Raw genomic sequence first — 17336 nt, 5'->3', positions numbered from 1 at the left:
TCAGCTCTCCAGCAGACGCAGCAGGCCAAGCGGCAGCGGTACGTCCAGCAGGTAATCGAACAGCCCGTAGAGCAGCACGCCGAGCAGCGCACCGCTGATCACGCTGGGCCACAGGCGACCGTTGAACAGCAGGCCGAGGGCGAAACCGGCCAGGGCAGTGCTGATGACGAAGCCGAGGATTTCGAACAGCAGGGCGTAGGCCAGCAGCGCCAGCACGCAGAGCACGGCCCGCTGCGCCTTGGCACGATCGAACGCTGGCGTCGGCTCGCCATGCGGCTTGAACAGCAGCCACGCCGCGCCGCAGGCCATCAGGAACAGCAGCAGCAGCGGATAGGCGCGCGGCCCGACCGGGTCGTAGGCGAAGGGCGCCTCGAAGCCCCAGGCGAGCAGGGCGAGGCCGGCGCAGGCGAGCAGCCACACCGCGGCGAAGACACGTACGTACATGACGGGATACCTCAGGGGTTCGGCGACCCGGCAGCTGCCAGGTCCGCCGTGCGGCCCGCGGGCGCGGGCCGGTTCGCGTTACTTGACCAGGCCGAACTCGCCGGCCAGCGCCTTGTAGTCCTGCACCTGCTTCTCGACGAAGGCTTTCAGCTCATCGCCGGTCATCGACAGCGGGAACAGGTCGCGCTGCTCGCGCAGCTTGGCGAAGTCCTCGTCGGCCAGCAGGCTGTCGAACTGGCTCTTCCACCAGTTGAAGTCCTCGTCGGAGACTTCCGGCCCCATGTAGAAGCCGCGGATCACCGGCCAGCTGATGTCGTAGCCCTGCTCCTTGGCGGTGGGGATGCCGTTCAGCTTGCCCGGCAGGCGCTCGTCGGAGAGCACGGCGAGGATGCGGATCTTGCCGGCGTCGAGCTGCGGGGTGACTTCGCCGAGGCCGCTGGAGGTGACCTGCACATGGCCGCCGAGCATGGCGGTGAGCGTCTCGCCGCCGCCCTCGAAGGCGACATAGCGCAGCTTCTGCGGATCGACCCCGGCGGCGCGGGCGATCAGCGCGGTCTGCATCCAGTCCTGCCCGCCGATGGTGGCGCCGGCGCCGAACACCACGCTGCCCGGGTCCTTCTTCACCGCGGCGATGAGGTCGTCGAGGCTCTGGTAGGGCGCATCGGCACGCACCGAGATGGCGCCGTAGTCGGTGCCGACCGCGGCCAGCCAGCGCACCGCGGTTTCGTCATAGCGACCGAACTTGCCTTGCGCGAGGTTGAGCAGCGAGCCGCTGGAAAAGGCGGTGATGGTCCCCGCCTCCGCCGCACGCTGGGCGACCACGGCGTTGTAGGCCACCGCGCCGACGCCGCCGGGCATGTAGGTGACGCGCATCGGCGCCTTGAGCAGGCCGGCGTCCTTCAGGCCGCTCTGGGCCAGCTTGCAGGTCAGGTCGAAACCGCCGCCGGGCTTGGCCGGGGCGATGCACTCGGGGCGCTTGGGCTCGGCCAGCAGCTGGCTGGAGAGCAGCAGGCAGGACGACAGCAGGGCGATACGGCTGAGTCTGGTTTTCATCAGGTGTTCCTCGCGTTCTTGTTCTGTTTACCAGATCGGCAGGCTGTAGCTGACGATCAGACGGTTCTCGTCGGCGTCGCGGGCGAAGTCGGAGCGGAACATCGCGTTGCGCCAGCGCACCGCGACGTTCTTCAGCGGGCCGCTCTGCACCACGTACTTCAGCTCGATGTCGCGTTCCCATTCGCTGCCGTTGCTGCCGCCCGCGTATTCGGCGTTGTCGCCGGAGATGTAACGGGTCAGGAAGGTCAGCCCGGGGATGCCCATGGCGGCGAAGTTGTAGTCGTAACGGGCCTGCCAGGAGCGTTCGTCGGCGTTGGCGAAGTCGTTGATCTGCACGAAGTTGACCAGGAACGGATCGCTGCCATCGATATAGGCATAGCCGGTATCGCCGCGCATCTGCTGGTAGCCGAGGCTGACCTTGTGCCCGCCGAGGCTGTAACCGAGCATGCCGTTCCAGGCCTGGTTGTCGATCTTGCCGGCGTTGGCCGCGCCGGTGTCGTCGCTGAACATCACGCGCAGATCGGCGCTCAGCGCGGAGTTGTCGGTCAGCGGCTTGACCGCCAGCAGACCGAAGAAATGCTGGCGGTACACGTCATCCAGCTCGCCGTAGTAGTAGCGGCCGGTGAGGTTCTTGTTGAAGGCGTATTCGGCCCCGGCGAAGGTCAGGTGGTCGGCCTCGGCGGCACTGGCGAAGCGGCTGTTCTTGTTGTTCAGCTGCAGGTTCTGGGAGTTGGTCGAGGCGCGGTCGATGACCTTGTCCAGGCGCCCGCCGATCAGCGTCAGCCCTTCGATATCCTTGGAAGTGGCGGTGCCGCCTTCGAACACCTGCGGCAGCGTGCGGCTGTCGCTGGCCTTGACCACGGGCATCTCCGGGATGTGCGAGCCATAGCGCAGCTCGGTCTCGGCGATCTTGGCCTTGGCGGTCAGACCCAGGCGGCTGAACTCGTCCGGGGTGCCGCCATCGTCCTGCACCGGCAAGAGGTCGGTGCCGGCGCGGCCACCGCCGGAGTCCAGCTTGACGCCGAGCATGCCGAGTGCGTCCAGGCCGACGCCGACGGTGCCTTCGGTGAAGCCGGACTGCACGTCGAGGATGAAACCCTGGGTCCACTCTTCGCGCTTGGACTGGGCGGTGCCTTCGCGGAAATCGCGGTTCAGGTAGATGTTGTGGGTCTGCAGGGTTGCACTGCTGTCTTCGATGAACGCGGCCTGGGCGAGCGGCGCCAGCGAGGCGGCGGCAACGGCGAGAGCGAGACGAGCAGGAGCGGGTGAGCGTCTGACGGCAGTCAGCATCGGGGTATCTCCACTATTGTTTTTGTTGTGACGGCGCATGCGCCGCGCGAGGTGGATCGAGCCACCTGTAAGCGATCCTATGGGGTCAAGCTTTCGCCAGCCTTTCAGCGTCGAAAGCCTGCGGCGACTCTTGCCGTCTGCCGCTACACTGGCGCCCCGTCGCAATGGCAGAGGACAGGCAATGCGGATTCTTCTGGTCGAGGATCACCCCCAGCTGGCCGAGAGTGTGGCGCAGGCGCTGCGTGGCGCCGGCTGGACCGTGGACCTGCTGCACGACGGCATCGCCGCCGACCTGGCGCTGGCCAGCGAGGACTATGCGCTGGCGATTCTCGACGTCGGGCTGCCGCGGCTGGACGGCTTTCAGGTGCTGGCGCGCCTGCGCGAGCGCGGCAAGACGCTGCCGGTGCTGATGCTCACCGCGCGCGGTGAGGTCAGCGATCGCGTGCACGGCCTCAACCTCGGTGCCGACGACTACCTGGCCAAGCCGTTCGAGCTGTCCGAGCTGGAGGCGCGGGTCAAGGCGCTACTGCGGCGCAGCGTCGGCGGCGGCGAGCGCCAGCAGCGCTGCGGTGTATTGGTCTACGACCTGGATGCGCGGCGCTTCAGCCTGGCCGACGAGCCGCTGACCCTGACCTCTCGGGAACAGGGTGTGCTCGAGGCACTGATCGCCCGTCCCGGCCGGGTGATGAGCAAGGACCAGCTGGCCGCCCAGGTGTTCGGCCTGGACGAGGACGCCAGCGCCGAGGCCATCGAGATCTACGTCCACCGCCTGCGCAAGAAGCTCGAGGGCCAGCCGGTGCGCATCGTCACCTTCCGCGGCCTAGGCTACATGCTCGAGGCGCTCGATGGCTGAGCCGGAGGTCGCCGGCAGCCTGCGTGCCCGGCTGCTGCGCCGGCTGGCGATCCTGCTCGCGCTGCTGCTGCTGTTCAGCGGCTGGAGTGCCTACTGGAACGGCCGTGCCGCTGCCGATACCGCCTACGACCGCACCCTGCTCGCCTCTGCCCGAGCCATCGCCGACGGCCTGGTCACTCACGAGGGCGTGCTGCGCGCCAACGTGCCCTACGTGGCGCTGGACACCTTCGCCTATGACAGCGCCGGACGCATCTACTACGGGGTGCTGGACATCCAGGGGCGCCTGGTCAGCGGCTACGAGAACCTGCCCGCCCCTGCCGCCGACACCCCGCGCACCGACGATTACCCGGCCCTGGCGCGCTTCTACGATGGCGAATTCCAGGGCCAGGGCGTGCGCCTGGTGAGCCTGCTGCAGCCGGTCAGCGAGCCGGAGCTCAACGGCATCGCCGAGATCCGCGTGGCCGAGACCCTCGGCGCCCGGGAGCGCATGGCACGCAGCCTGCTCACCGATACCCTGTGGCGGGTCGGCCTGATGGCCGTCGCCGCGCTGCTGCTGGTGTGGCTGGCGGTGAGTGCCGCGCTGCGGCCGCTGGGCCGGCTCAGCGAGGCGGTGCAGGAGCGCGCACCGGACGATCTGCGGCCGCTGCCGCTGGTCAGCGTGCAACGCGAGCTGCGCCCGCTGGTGGTCGCGCTCAACGGCTTCACCGAACGCCTGCGCGGCCAGTTCGAACGCCAGGCACGCTTCATCGCCGACGCCTCCCACGAGCTGCGCACACCGCTGGCGGCACTCAAGGCGCGCATCGAGCTGGGCCTGCGCGACGCGGACCCCGCCGCCTGGCGCAGCACGCTGGAGGACGCCGGGCAGAGCACCGACAAGGTCATCCACCTAGCCAACCAGCTGCTTTCCCTGGCGCGCATCGAAAGCGGCGCACAGTCCATCGCCGAGGGCGGCGCGCAGCGCCTGGACCTTTCGCAGCTGGCCCGCGAGCTGGGCCTGGCGATGGCGGCACTGGCGCACAAGCGCGGCGTCGCCCTGGCCCTGGAAGCCGAGGCGCCGGTGTGGATCGACGGCGAACCGACGCTGATCAGCGAACTGCTGAGCAACCTGCTGGACAACGCCCTGGCGCACACCCTCGGTGGCGGCAACGTGGTGCTGCGGGTGCTCGACGGCGCCGTGCTGGAGGTGGAGGACGACGGCCCTGGCATTCCGGTCGCCGAGCGCGATCGCGTCTTTGCCCGCTTCTACCGCCGCGACACCAGCGGCCATGGCGCCGGCCTGGGGCTGGCCATCGTCGGCGAAATCGTCCGCGCCCACCGCGCCGAGATCAGCCTCGATCAGGGTGCGCTGGGCGGGTTGCTGGTGCGGGTGCGCTTCATACCGGTTGAGGAGGGCTGAAGCGGCGGCACCTCAGGCAACAATGATTGCGCCATCCGGACTGGACTTGCCTGCCTCGACAACGCAGTTGCGGCCGCTGCGCTTGGCCTCGTAGAGCGCGCGGTCTGCCGCACCGAGCAACTCCAGCGGCGTCGCGGCGGCTTGCGGATCGAGCGTCGCCACGCCAAAACTGATGGTCAGGCTGACGCGCTCGCCGTCGCAGTCGAGCTCCAGGCGCTCGACCTCCCGCCGCATCCGCTCGGCCAGCAGCACCGCCTGCGGCCCGCCGGTTGCCGGCAGCGTGATGACGAACTCCTCACCACCATAGCGCGCCGCGAGATCCCCGGCTCGCTGGCAATGCTGCTGGAGTATCGCAGCGACCCGGCGCAGGCATTCGTCGCCGAAAGGATGGCCGTAGGTGTCGTTGATTCGCTTGAAGTGATCGATGTCGCCCAACAGGACTGTCAACGGTGCGCCGTTGCGGCGTCCGCGGCGGACCTCGTCTTCGAGCAGCTGATCGAACTGGCGACGATTGGCGAGGTGAGTCAGAGAATCGGTGGAGCTCAGCCTGAGCAGCTCGGCATTCGCCAGCTCCAGTCCGTGACGGACCTCCTCGAGCGCCCTGGTACGCGCCACCACCCGGCTTTCCAGCTCCTCGTTGGCGCGCTGCTGGATCAGCAGTGCCTGCTGCTTGGCCTGCAGATGCTGCTCACGCTCGTCAGCCAGGTTCCGCGAGGCCTCCAGCGCCAGCTGCTGGGCGGCGATGCGCTGATTGCGCTCCAGGTTGATCCGTTCGGCAAGCGCCATCGACAGCAGGACGAACTCGATGAACATGCCTATCAGCTGGCCATGCAGCGTCAGCCGATTGAGCGGCATGTAGCCCCACAGCGCCAGGAGGTGAATGACGGTGAAACCCAGCAGGGTTATCCAGGCGATGCTGAACAGCCGCGCCGATACATTGCCGCGGGCCCACAACGTGAGCGTCACCGCCAGGCTGATCAGGCAATAGGGCAGCGCCACGTACTCCATGAACAACCAGTGCGCATGTTGGGGAATCAGCAGCACCGCCAACAGCATCGTTATCCAGTAGCAGCCCAGCACCCAGGTGACGTGCCAGACCCAGCCGCCGTACTGACGAACCTGCAGAAACCGCACGACGAAAAGCAGTGGAGTTAGGAAACACAGGGTCGCCGAAAGCGTGTAGAAGCGCGCCGAGAAGGGCGGTGCGCCGGGCCACAACACCAGCTGGCCGAAGCCGCTCATGGTGGCGACGTAGAACATTGCGCTGAGCAGATACAGCACGTACAGCAGATAGCTGAGATCGCGGGTGAAAATCAGCAGGCTCAGGTTGTACAGCACGATGACGATCATGCCGCCGAAGAACAGGCTGAACAGCGCCGTATCGAGCACCTTGCCCTCGATGAAGCTCGTCTCGTCGACCAGTTCCAGTGGCAGCACCATCAGTTCGCTGGCCTCAAGTTGTAGATAGACCACCGCCTGCTCGCCGGGCTGCAGGTGCAGCGGGAAGACCAGGTTGTGATCGACCACCGGTCGCTGACTGACCGCCAGCGTATCGCCAGCGACCATGGGCTCGCCCCATCGCTCCTGCTGCGGGTAGTAGAGGCGCAGCGTAACGCGGTCGAGCACGGGCCACTTGAGCACCAGATACCAGCTGCTGGCGTTCGTCTGGAGGTTGTGCACGGGGAATCGTACCCATGCCCCTGCTGGCGGGCGGCCCAGATTGGGTACATGCATTGGCTGCCAGCCCCAGTCGTCCCCGCGCGCCCGGTCGAAGCCTGCCTCCAACCGGCCAAGCGCGTACTCCGGTTGCCCAACCTGCAGCCCAGGCGCGTGCCGACTGTCGATTAATACGCTGTTCTCAGCCACGGCCCGGCCCGGCGTAGCGCCGAATAGCAGCATGAAGCACAGGATCAGCAGCGCATTGAAAGGCATCGAATTCTCATGGCCGGGAGCACCGTCTGAATTCGAGACGGGAGCGCTTCAGAACGACGTGGCGACGTTGGCGCGGCTCCGGCGGGTGACCGGGGCTTGAGGCGAGCCATTGTATGTAAATTTTTGTATTTAGGCGCGCGCTAGGCGTTCCCTGTTTTCATTGCGCTCAAGCACGCCGCCAGCCATCGACATGCGAAAGGCTGAGGGCGAGAGCGTTTCACAATGATCACGCGTTGAGGACCCGAGCCTGCTCGCCAGCGTTGATTCCACAGGCCAAGACCACCTGATTGCGGCCGCCATTCTTGGCTTGATAGAGGGCCGAATCCGCCGCTGCCAGCAGCTCGGCTGGCGCGACGAGCGCAGGTGTCAGCGTGGCGACGCCGAGGCTGATGGTCAGCGCCACCGGCTGGTCGCCATGCTGCAGCTGCAGGTTCGCGATCGTGCAGCGGATCGACTCCGCCAGGGCGAAGGCCTGCTCGGCGTCAAGCCCCGGCAGCAACACGACGAACTCCTCCCCGCCATAACGCGCCGCCACGTCACCGGCACGCTGGCAATGCGCCGCGAGCACCGCCGCCACCTGGCGCAGGCACTCGTCACCGAAAGGATGCCCATAGCTGTCGTTGACCCGCTTGAAGTGATCGATATCGGCAAGCAGTACCGACAGCGGGCTGCCGCTGCGTCTGGCGCGGCGAATTTCCTCGTCCAGCAGGCGATCGAAACGCCGGCGGTTGGCCAGTTGCGTCAGCGCGTCGGTAGTGCTCAGGCGCATCAGTTCGGCATTGGCGGCCTCCAGCCCCTGCCTCACCTCCTCCAGCGCTCGAGTGCGCTCAAAGACCCGCGCCTCGAGCAACTCGTTGGTGTGCAACTGGAAGTCCAGCGCCGCCTGCTTGGCCTGCAGATGCAGGGCGCGTTCTTCGGCAAGCGACTCCGAGGCCTGCAGGGCCAGCTGCTGCGCGGCGATACGTCGATTGCGCTCAACGTTGATACGCTCGGCCAGCGCCATGGAGAGCAGGACGAATTCGGTGAACATGCCGATCAGCTGGCCATTCAGCGTCCAGGCATTGAGCGGCAGGGTGCCGTTGAGTGCCAGCAGGTTGATCACCGTGAACGCCAGCAAGGTGCTCCAGGCGATGCTGAACAGCCGCGCCGACGGGTTACCGCGCGCCCACAGATTGAGCGTCACCGCCATGGTCAGCACGCAATGCAGCAGCGCGACGTGTTCCATGAACAGGTAGCGCGCCAGCAGCGGCGCCAGCAGGATTGTCAGGGTGACCAGCCCCCAGTAGCAGGTCAGCGTGATGGACACCGTCCAGACCCAGCCGCCGTAGCGTCGAATGCCGAGAAAGCGCAGGGCGAAGAGCATCGGTGTGAAAAAGCACAACGCCGCGGAAAGTCCGTAGAAGCGCGCCGACAGCTCGGGTATTTCCGGCCACAGGTAGAGCTGACCGAAGCCGGTGATGGTCAGCACGTAGAACACGGCGCTCAGCAGGTAGAGCACGTAGAGAAAATAGCTGCGATCACGGGTGAAGATCAGCAGGCTGCAGTTGTACAACACGATCACCAGGATGCCGCCGAAGAACAGGCTGACCAGGGTGACATCGCGCAACTTGCCTTCGATCAGCTGCTTCTCGTCGATCAGCTCCAGCGGCAGCGCCAGGATTTCTCTGGCCTGCACCTGCATGTAGACCACCACCGGCTCACCCGGAGGTAGCTCGAGCGGATAGACGAAGTGATGATCGGCCAGCGGACGCACGCTCAATGCCAGCGCATCGCCGGCGAGCATCGCCGTACCCCAGCGCTCGCTCTGCGGGTAATGCAGACGTACCGCGACGCGATCGACCACCGGCCACTTCAGCAGCAGGTACCAGCGCTCGGCGTCATCGCCATGGTTGTGCAGGGTGAAGCGCAGCCATGCACCCTCGCGCTGCTTGCCGAGGTTGGGCTTGGTCAGTATCTGCCACTGCCGATCTGCAGCGGCTATATCGACGAAATCCGCTGTGGGCTCGCCAAGCAGATACTCCACCACGCCGACCTGCGGCGGCGCTTCGGTGCGCGTCTGCAGCACCGGCGCCTGCGCGGCCGCCATCACTAGGGCGGTCCACGGCAACGTAGTCAGGCAGACTATCAACAGCAAGAAGATGCGGATCATGCGCGGGCGTGCCTCGGTGGCGCTGGAACTGCCGGCAAACTGCCAGCAAACCGGCGCCATTATCTAAGCACCGACACGCGCATGATGCCACCTGGCCATCAAGCTGTCCTGCCCGGGCGACAGACTGCTTCCTTCAGCCCCGTCGCCTGGCCCAGAACTGCTGCACCAGCTCAAGCATGCCATCGGCCAGCAGGGCAACGCCGGTTGCATTGCGCTGGCTGTGCAGCCCGCTGGCGACATGGTCGTCGGAGCTGCCGCGGATACTGACAATGCTCTGACTGATCTCCTCACTGGCCGAGCTCTGCTGGTCGACGGCCGCGGCGATCTGGCTGCTCATCGCACAGATCTCGTTGACCCGGCTGTTGATCCCGCTGAGCGAATGCTCGGCCTGATCAGCATGGCTGACACTGTGCTCTGCCTGCTCCCGGCTGCGCTGCATGACGTCTACGGCTTCGCGGGCGCCAGTCTGCAACGAGCCGATCATCCGCTGGATGTCGGTAGTCGCCAGGGATGTGCGTGACGCCAGCTGGCGCACTTCGTCGGCGACAACGGCAAAGCCTCGGCCCTGTTCGCCGGCTCGTGCCGCTTCGATGGCAGCGTTGAGCGCCAGCAGATTGGTCTGCTCGGCGATGCCGTGGATCACCTCGAGTACCCGGCTGATTTCCTGGCTGTGGTTTTCCAGCTGGTGGATGACCTCAGCGGCCTGCTGGATATCACTGGCCAGGCGGATGATGCTGCTGCCGGTGCGGCCGACCACCTCACGCCCCCTGGCCGCTTCGCTGTCGGCTCGCGCAGCCACTTCGGCGGTGCGCTGCGCATTCAGCGCAACCTCCTGCACGCTGGCGCTCATCTGCTGGATGGCGGTGGCGATCAGATCAGTCTCCTGGTGCTGACGCGCAGCGCTCTGGGTACTGCCATGCATGGCGCCAAGCAGGTCACGGGCGTGGTCGCTGAGCTGCCGGCTACTGTCGGCGATGCGTCCGACCATCGCACCCGCCTCGGTTTCCAGCATCTTCATGGCGAATTCGATCTGGCCGATTTCGTCCTTGCGTCCGGTATAGATCAGCTGGCTGACCGGGTTGTCGCCGACTTGCCGTGCCTGCCGCGCCAGGCGCGACAGCGGTAACAGGGTCATGCCTACCGCCACGGCGACCGCGCCACCAAGCGCAAGCCCTGCCAGCGTTGCTGCGATTGGCGACGCAGCCAGCACGGTGCCCACGACCACCCCGCCGGCAGCGCCAGCGGCGGCGAGCAGCGCCACCCGTTCGCGCAGATCAACCGTGCCGCGTAGTCTCGGCATGCCGCGGCCGTCACGCAGCTGAGCGTAAAGCGCCTCCGCCGCACGAATCTGCTCGGACTGCGGACGGGTGCGTACCGACTGATATTCCTTGACCTTGCCGTCACGGCTGACCGGCGTGGCAAAGGCACTCACCCAGTAGTGATCGCCGTTCTTGCAGCGGTTTTTCACCATCCCCATCCACGAGCGGTTCGCCTGCAGCGTTTGCCAGAGATCGGCAAAGGCCGCTTCGGGCATGTCCGGATGACGCACGATGTTGTGCGGCTGGCCAAGCAGTTCATCTTCGCTGAAGCCGGATATCGCGACGAAATCGGGGTTGGCGTAGGTGATTGTGCCCTTCAGGTCAGTGGTGGAGAGGATATTCGCGGTTTCACCGACGACGACTTCGCGGCCGCTGACCGGTTGGTTGAGACGCATAGACAGATCTTCCTTGGAAATGGGTCTGAATACGCAAGGCAGGACTGGCGCCGCTTCTGGTGGCGGCGCTCTCGAAGAATGCGATCAGCATCCTGTAACAGTGGTGTGACGAATCGGTGCTCAGTCCTCCTCTTTTTCCCCCGCATCGGTTTCCAGTTGTTCAAGCAGATCGATCAGGCGTCGGCGCAACTGGCCGAGCTCCCGCGACTTGAACGAACGGCGGGTACGCTCCAGTACCTGGATGGTTTCTTCCAGGGCATCGCGCAAGGTTTGTTCGCTCAGCATTGGTTCTTCTTCGTGCACTCATATGCAGGTTGGGTGCCGGTTCCGTCAGTCCGAACCGGCCGATTTTCAAGCCAAAAAAAAAGACGCCCGGCGTACATCCCTGGCGGGGTGTCACGGCGGGCGCCTTAGCTATCAGGTCCGGTTGTCCTGAGCGGTAAAGCAACTTTCGCAAAATGCGAAACTGGTAGCATTTTGCCTACGCCTGATCGCCGGAACAAGCCTGTCGATTCAGGCATACAACGGTAGCTCTGCCGATGCACCGTTGCGGCGCACGGCGGTACCCCTCAACTGCGACGGCGGGTCCAGAACTGTTGCACCAGCACCTCCATGCTGTTGGCCAGTTCGGCGACACCGGAGGCACTGTGGCGGCTGCGCAGGCCGTTGGCGACGTGATGATCGGAACCGCCACGGATACTCACGATGTTCTGATTGATGTTCTCGCTGACCGCGCTCTGCTGCTCGACCGCCGCGGCGATCTGCTGGCTCATTTCACTGATCTCATTGACGCGGCTATTGATGCCTTGCAGCGAGCGCGCCGCCTGGGCGGCGTGCTCGACACTCTGCATCGCCTGCTCGCGGCTGCGCTGCATGACCTCCACCGCCTGACGCGCCCCGCCCTGCAGCGCGCCGATCATGCTGTTGATTTCCTGGGTCGATTGCTGGGTGCGCGAAGCCAGGCTGCGCACCTCATCGGCAACCACCGCAAAACCTCGCCCCTGCTCCCCGGCACGCGCAGCTTCGATGGCTGCGTTGAGCGCCAGCAGGTTGGTCTGCTCGGCAATGCCACGGATGACGTCCAGCACCTTGGTAATGTCGTTGCTGTGCGCTTCCAGTTCATGAATCACATCACCTGCCTGCTGGATATCCTGGGCCAGCTGGCCGATGGCGGCCCCCGTGCGATTGACCACCTCGGTGCCGGTTGCGGTTTCGCTATCTGCACGACTGGCAGCTTCGGCGGTGCGCTGGGCGTTGTTCGCCACTTCCTGCACGCTGGCGGCCATCTGGTTGATCGCCGTAGCCACCTGATCGGTTTCGCTCTGCTGGCGGGACGCGCTTTGCGTGCTGCTTTCCATTGCACCGAGCAGTTCATGAGCATGCTGGCTGAGCTGGCGGGAGGCATCGCCGATCCGGCCGACCATGGCGCCGGCCTCGGTTTCCAGCATTTTCATGGCGAAGGCGATCTGGCCGTACTCGTCACGCCGGCCGGCGTAGATCAACTGACCCACCGGGTTGTCGCCAATCTGACGTGCCTGCTCGGCGAGTTGCTGCAAGGGCGCCAGTGCCAGGTAGGCCAAGCCGCCGGCACCCAAGGCGGCTACCGCTGCGGTAGCCAGGGCGATGGCAAAGCCAGCGCCGCCCAGCAGGCCGCCCGCGACGACGCATGGCGCTGCGCCCAACGCGGCGAACAACGCGACCCGGCTGCGGGCACTCAGCGGCTTGCGGCGCAATGCGGCCGGTGCGCGCTTGTCGCGCAGCTGCGCATACAACTGCTCGGCGGCGGCGATCTGGGCCGGTTGCGGCTTGGTGCGTACCGACTGGTACTCCATGACCCGCCCATTGCGGCTGATCGGCGTGACGAACGCACTGACCCAGTAGTGGTCACCGTTCTTGCAGCGGTTCTTCACCATGCCCATCCAGGACTTGCCGCCACGTACGCTGCCCCACAGATCGGCGAAGGCTTCGGTGGGCATGTCCGGATGCCGGACGATGTTGTGGTGCTGGCCTATCAGCTCGCTTTCTTCGAAGCCGCTGATCTTGATGAAATCCGGATTCACATAGGTGATGTCACCGTTGAGATCCGTGGTGGAGAGGATATTGGCGGTCTCGCTGAAGGAAACGTCGCGGCCGGTGACCGGGAGATTCATGCGCATGGCGGGTCTCGTGAACAAGGCGAACGGTTGTTCTATTCCGCCGAGGACGTCTCGATCGATGCACCACGGTGCTTCGTGCGTTCCTTGCGTTGCGCGCCTTGCGACGATTCCCTGCTGTAGACGGCCAAGCGGGTCTGTGTATCGTTTTTGTTCTTATGCGACGGGGCGCAAAACAAGCGCCAGCAATGACTCACCTCCTGCGGTGATCCCTGTTGGCGCTTCGTTCGTCAGGCCCCTGGCCCTGTCCGACAGCACGCCTTCATGCCTGAAGGCTGATGGCATGATGCTATCACCCAGGAAACCCCACAATGCGACTGAAGTCCTACGCCTTTGGTCGGTTTCTTCAGCCAGTCATGAACGGACTTATCCTATACAAGAAAGGCATGATGTACAACTTATGAACAACAAAATACGGCCAGCCGCACGCAACCACTGCCAGCCGATCCGGTCCTAGCTGTGGGCGCGGAAACTAACGGATCGGAGAGACGGGTCCAAAGCTCCGGGCTGTTCCCGAGCCGGGCGCCTGCTAGACTCAAATTCCGCGCAGACTCACAAGGGATGCCCGGGAATCCGAAAACAACCAAAAAGGAGTGCATCCATGAAAGGCAAATCCTTGGCATGGATCTTTACCGCTGCTCTGGCGGGAACCGGCCTGAGCGGAGTGGTACAGGCGCAAGAGAAGTTCGTCACCATCGGCACTGGCGGCCAGACCGGCGTTTATTACGTTGCCGGGCAATCGATCTGCCGCTTCGTCAACCGCAATGCGGAAAACATCAAGTGCAACGCCCCGGCCAGCGGCGGCGGCGTAGCCAACGTCAACGGCCTGCGCAGTGGCGAATTCAACTTCGGCATCATGCAATCCGACCACCAGTACAAGGCAATGGAAGGCGTCGCCCCCTTCGAGAAAGAAGGGAAAATGGACGACATCCGTGCAGTGTTCTCCCTGCAGAGCGAGGTTTTCACCGTACTCGCCCGCCGCAGCGCCAACATCAAGGGCCTCGACGACCTCAAGGGCAAGCGCGTCAACATCGGCAACCCTGGTTCCGGCCAGCGCGACACCCTCGAAGAGATCATGAAGGTCAAGGGCTGGGATCAATCGGTGTTCTCCCTGGCCGCCGAGCTGAAGCCGGCCGAACAGGCCAGCGCGCTGGGCGACAACAACATCGATGCCATGACCTACTTCGTAGGCCACCCCAATGGCGCGATCCAGGAAGCGACCACCACCACCGATGCGGTGCTGGTGCCGATTACCGGTCCTGAGATCGACAAGCTGCTGGAAGAGAAGAGCTATTACACCAAGGCCGAGATCCCGGGCGGTCTGTACAAGGGCAACGACCAGGCGACTCAGTCCATCGGCGGCAAGGCCGTGCTCTCCACCACCTCCAAGGTCGATGCCGAAGTGGTCTACCAGCTGGTCAAATCGGTGTTCGAGAACATCGAGCGCTTCCAGCGTCTGCACCCGGCGTTCAAGGACCTGAAGCCGGAAGAGATGATCGAAGTCGGTCTGAGCGCGCCTCTGCATGAAGGCGCCGAGCGTTACTACAAGGAACGCGGCTGGTTGTAAGGCTCGCCGGGGTTGCCTCGCCGAGGCGGCCCTGATCGCTGCGATGCCTCGCTGAGAACCCGTGCGCCGGATGGCCACGGGTTTTCGCGGTTCCGTTACCTGAAAAAACAGGCCTCATTTCATGCAAGACAAACAACTGTCCACCGAGGAACTGATCGCCCAGGATGTCGGTGCGCGCTCACCCGTCGGGCCGATGGCCGCGGTAATCGCCGGGCTTGCGCTGCTCTGGTCGCTCTTCCAGCTGTGGATCGCCTCGCCACTACCGTTCGTTCTCGGCTTCGGCGTGCTCAACGACACCGAAACCCGCTCGATTCACCTGGCGTTCGCCCTTTTACTGGCATTTCTCGCCTACCCCGCATTCAAACGTTCGCCGCGTGATCGCGTGCCGCTGGTCGACATCGCCCTTGGCCTGGTCGCCGCAGCCAGTGCGGCCTACCTGTTCATCGCCTACTCGCAGCTGGCGCAACGCCCCGGCAACCTGACCACCATGGATCTGGTGACCGCCTGCATCGGTATTCCCCTGCTGCTGGAAGCCACGCGCCGCGCCCTCGGCCCACCCTTGGCGATCATCGCCCTGGTGTTTCTCATCTACAGCGTCGCCGGCCCCTGGATGCCCGGCCTGCTGGCCCACCGCGGCGTGAGCTTCACCGCACTGGCCAACCACCAGTGGATCACCACCGAAGGCGTATTCGGCATCGCGCTGGGGGTGTCCACCAGCTTCGTCTTCCTCTTCGTGCTGTTCGGCGCCCTGCTCGAGCGCGCCGGGGCCGGGCACTACTTCATCCAGCTGGCTTTCAGCATGCTCGGACATTTCCGTGGTGGCCCGGCCAAGGCCGCTGTCGTGGCCTCCGGCATGACCGGCCTGATCTCCGGCTCGTCGATCGCCAACGTGGTGACCACCGGTACCTTCACCATCCCGATGATGAAGCGCACCGGCTTCTCGGCAGAAAAGGCCGGCGCGGTGGAAGTGGCCTCTTCGGTCAACGGCCAGATCATGCCGCCGGTGATGGGTGCCGCGGCGTTCCTGATGGTCGAGTACGTCGGCATTCCCTATGTGGAGGTGATCAAGCATGCCTTCCTGCCGGCGCTGATCTCCTACATCGCGCTGATCTACATCGTCCATCTGGAGTCGATGAAACTCGGCCTGCAGGCGTTGCCGCGAGCCAACGTGGCCAAACCCTGGATGCAACGCCTGATCGGCTTCGCCTTTGGCGCCGCGCTGATTTCCGGCCTGTCGCTGGGCGTCTATTACGGCCTTGGCTGGCTCAAGCCGCTGCTCGGCGATTCCGCACTGTGGGTCATCGGTGCGCTGCTGGCACTGGTCTATCTCGGCCTGCTGAAGATCGCCGCGAGCAACCCGCCGTTGCCCCATGAAGACCCGAACATGCCGCTGGAAAAGCTGCCGGAAACCCGTCCGGTGCTGCTCTCCGGGCTGCATTTCCTGCTGCCGGTGGTGGTGCTCGTCTGGTGCCTGATGATCGAGCGCCTGTCGCCCGGCCTCTCGGCCTTCTGGGGCTCGGTGATGCTGGTGATCATCCTGCTGACCCAGCGCCCGCTGCTGTCGTGGATGCGTCATGACCGCAGCCATCGCGACGGCACCTTCATGGACGGCGTGATCGACCTGCGCGAAGGCCTGATCGCCGGCGCGCGCAACATGATCGGCATCGGCATCGCCACCGCAGCGGCCGGCATCATCGTCGGCGCCGTGTCGCAGACCGGGGTCGGGCTGGTGCTGGCCGATCTGGTCGAGCTGCTGTCGATGGGCAACCTGCTGCTGATGCTGCTGCTCACCGCCTTCCTCAGCCTGATCCTCGGCATGGGCCTGCCAACCACGGCCAACTACATCGTGGTGTCCAGCCTGCTGGCGCCGGTGATCGTTTCCCTGGGGCAGCAGAACGGCCTGATCGTGCCGCTGATCGCGGTGCATCTGTTCGTCTTCTACTTCGGCATCATGGCTGACGTGACACCACCAGTGGGCCTGGCCTCGTTCGCGGCGGCAGCCGTGTCCAAGGGCGACCCGATCAGAACCGGTGTGACCGCCTTCTACTACAGCCTGCGCACCGCAGCGCTGCCGTTCCTGTTCATCTTCAACACCGACCTGCTGCTGATCGGCGTGGACTTCTGGCACGGCGTGCTGATCTTCATCGTGGCGACGATCGCCATGCTGGTGTTTGCCGCGGGCACGCAGGGCTACTTCCTGGTACGCAGCCGCTGGTACGAGAGCCTGCTGCTGTTGCTGGTCGCCTTCACGTTGTTCCGCCCGGGATTCTGGATGGACATGATCCACGATCCCTACCAGGAGATTCCGCCGGCGCAGCTGGTCAGGGCCCTGGGCAGCGTCGACGAAGACAGCCAGCTGCGCCTGCGGGTGCTGGGCGAAGACGCCGTGGGTGACCCGCGCGAGTTCGTCCTGTTGCTGGCGATCCCGGACGGCGCATCGGGCGAGGAGAAGCTGGAGAAGATCGGCCTGATGACTTACGAAGAGGACGGCAAGCTGCTGGTCGACAGCGTGACCTTCGGCAGTCCGGCGGCCGAGGCAGGTCTGGAGTTCGATCAGCAGATCCTCTCGGTGCGCGCACCGACCGATCGCTGGCCGAAGGAGCTCATGTGGGCGCCGGGCTTCCTGCTGTTCGCGCTGATCGTCTGGATGCAGCGGCGACGCCAACGGCGCTGATTGCAGCCGCTGCAAGAAGAAACCCCGGCCACAGGACATGCGGCCGGGGTTTCTTTTTTCGATCGTGGCAACGCCTGGCCGGTGCTCGAAAACAGCAACCGGGCCGCTTCA

Annotated in this window: 12 protein-coding genes and 1 pseudogene; 4 read left to right on the top strand and 9 right to left on the bottom strand. The window is 65.1% G+C overall.

Annotated elements, in window-relative coordinates; genetic code table 11:
* The 3 genes from EA798_RS00900 to EA798_RS00890 form a co-directional block, all read right to left on the bottom strand.
* On the bottom strand, positions 1-444 hold the full coding sequence (locus EA798_RS00900) for a tripartite tricarboxylate transporter TctB family protein (protein WP_122097741.1): 444 nt from the start codon (positions 442-444) through the stop codon (positions 1-3).
* Between the two features lie 78 nt (positions 445-522).
* Complete coding sequence (locus tag EA798_RS00895) at positions 523-1497, bottom strand: tripartite tricarboxylate transporter substrate binding protein (RefSeq protein ID WP_122097740.1); 975 nt, start codon at positions 1495-1497, stop codon at positions 523-525.
* A gap of 27 nt (positions 1498-1524) precedes the next feature.
* Positions 1525-2787: an OprD family porin gene (locus tag EA798_RS00890; protein WP_122097739.1), complete on the bottom strand. Its 1263-nt coding sequence runs from the start codon at positions 2785-2787 to the stop codon at positions 1525-1527.
* A 181-nt stretch (positions 2788-2968) separates the two neighbouring features.
* Here EA798_RS00890 and EA798_RS00885 point away from each other — a divergent pair, with 181 nt between their 5' ends.
* Positions 2969-3640 (top strand): response regulator, encoded by a 672-nt coding sequence (locus EA798_RS00885; RefSeq protein WP_106157230.1) that lies wholly within the window; start codon positions 2969-2971, stop codon positions 3638-3640.
* Positions 3633-5036 carry a sensor histidine kinase gene (locus EA798_RS00880; protein ID WP_122097738.1) on the top strand — a complete coding sequence of 468 codons (1404 nt, stop codon included), beginning with the start codon at positions 3633-3635 and terminating at the stop codon, positions 5034-5036. Before EA798_RS00885 ends, EA798_RS00880 begins: the two co-directional genes overlap by 8 nt.
* 12 nt (positions 5037-5048) lie before the next feature.
* Here the strand turns inward: EA798_RS00880 and EA798_RS00875 are convergent, their stop codons facing one another.
* The 6 genes and pseudogenes from EA798_RS00875 to EA798_RS00860 all read right to left on the bottom strand — a co-directional run bounded on the left by EA798_RS00875 (position 5049) and on the right by EA798_RS00860 (position 12987).
* Positions 5049-6968, bottom strand: a complete 1920-nt coding sequence (locus EA798_RS00875) for a sensor domain-containing diguanylate cyclase (protein ID WP_244221247.1) — start codon at positions 6966-6968, stop codon at positions 5049-5051.
* A 226-nt stretch (positions 6969-7194) separates the two neighbouring features.
* Positions 7195-9117: a sensor domain-containing diguanylate cyclase gene (locus EA798_RS00870; protein WP_122098162.1), complete on the bottom strand. Its 1923-nt coding sequence runs from the start codon at positions 9115-9117 to the stop codon at positions 7195-7197.
* Positions 9118-9250: 133 nt separating this feature from the next.
* A complete protein-coding gene (locus EA798_RS00865; RefSeq protein WP_420849500.1) occupies positions 9251-10297 on the bottom strand; it encodes a methyl-accepting chemotaxis protein in 1047 nt (348 codons plus the stop codon).
* A gap of 252 nt (positions 10298-10549) precedes the next feature.
* Positions 10550-10831 (bottom strand): annotated as a pseudogene (locus EA798_RS20855) (PAS domain-containing protein); the annotation flags it as partial.
* Positions 10832-10951: 120 nt separating this feature from the next.
* Positions 10952-11116: a hypothetical protein gene (locus EA798_RS20595; RefSeq protein ID WP_015275213.1), complete on the bottom strand. Its 165-nt coding sequence runs from the start codon at positions 11114-11116 to the stop codon at positions 10952-10954.
* Positions 11117-11400: 284 nt separating this feature from the next.
* On the bottom strand, positions 11401-12987 hold the full coding sequence (locus tag EA798_RS00860; protein WP_106157228.1) for a methyl-accepting chemotaxis protein: 1587 nt from the start codon (positions 12985-12987) through the stop codon (positions 11401-11403).
* A gap of 598 nt (positions 12988-13585) precedes the next feature.
* Between EA798_RS00860 and EA798_RS00855 the strand changes: the two genes are divergently transcribed.
* Both EA798_RS00855 and EA798_RS00850 read left to right on the top strand, forming a co-directional pair.
* Positions 13586-14551 (top strand): TAXI family TRAP transporter solute-binding subunit, encoded by a 966-nt coding sequence (locus EA798_RS00855; protein WP_015275211.1) that lies wholly within the window; start codon positions 13586-13588, stop codon positions 14549-14551.
* Between the two features lie 121 nt (positions 14552-14672).
* A complete protein-coding gene (locus tag EA798_RS00850; protein WP_122097736.1) occupies positions 14673-17225 on the top strand; it encodes a TRAP transporter permease in 2553 nt (850 codons plus the stop codon).
* The last annotated feature ends 111 nt before the right edge of the window (positions 17226-17336 follow it).

Source organism: Pseudomonas songnenensis (assembly GCF_003696315.1).
Classification (GTDB): Bacteria; Pseudomonadota; Gammaproteobacteria; order Pseudomonadales; family Pseudomonadaceae; genus Stutzerimonas; species Stutzerimonas songnenensis.
The sequence above is the reverse complement of the archived record's forward strand: the minus strand, read 5'-3'. Positions and strand labels throughout refer to the sequence as shown.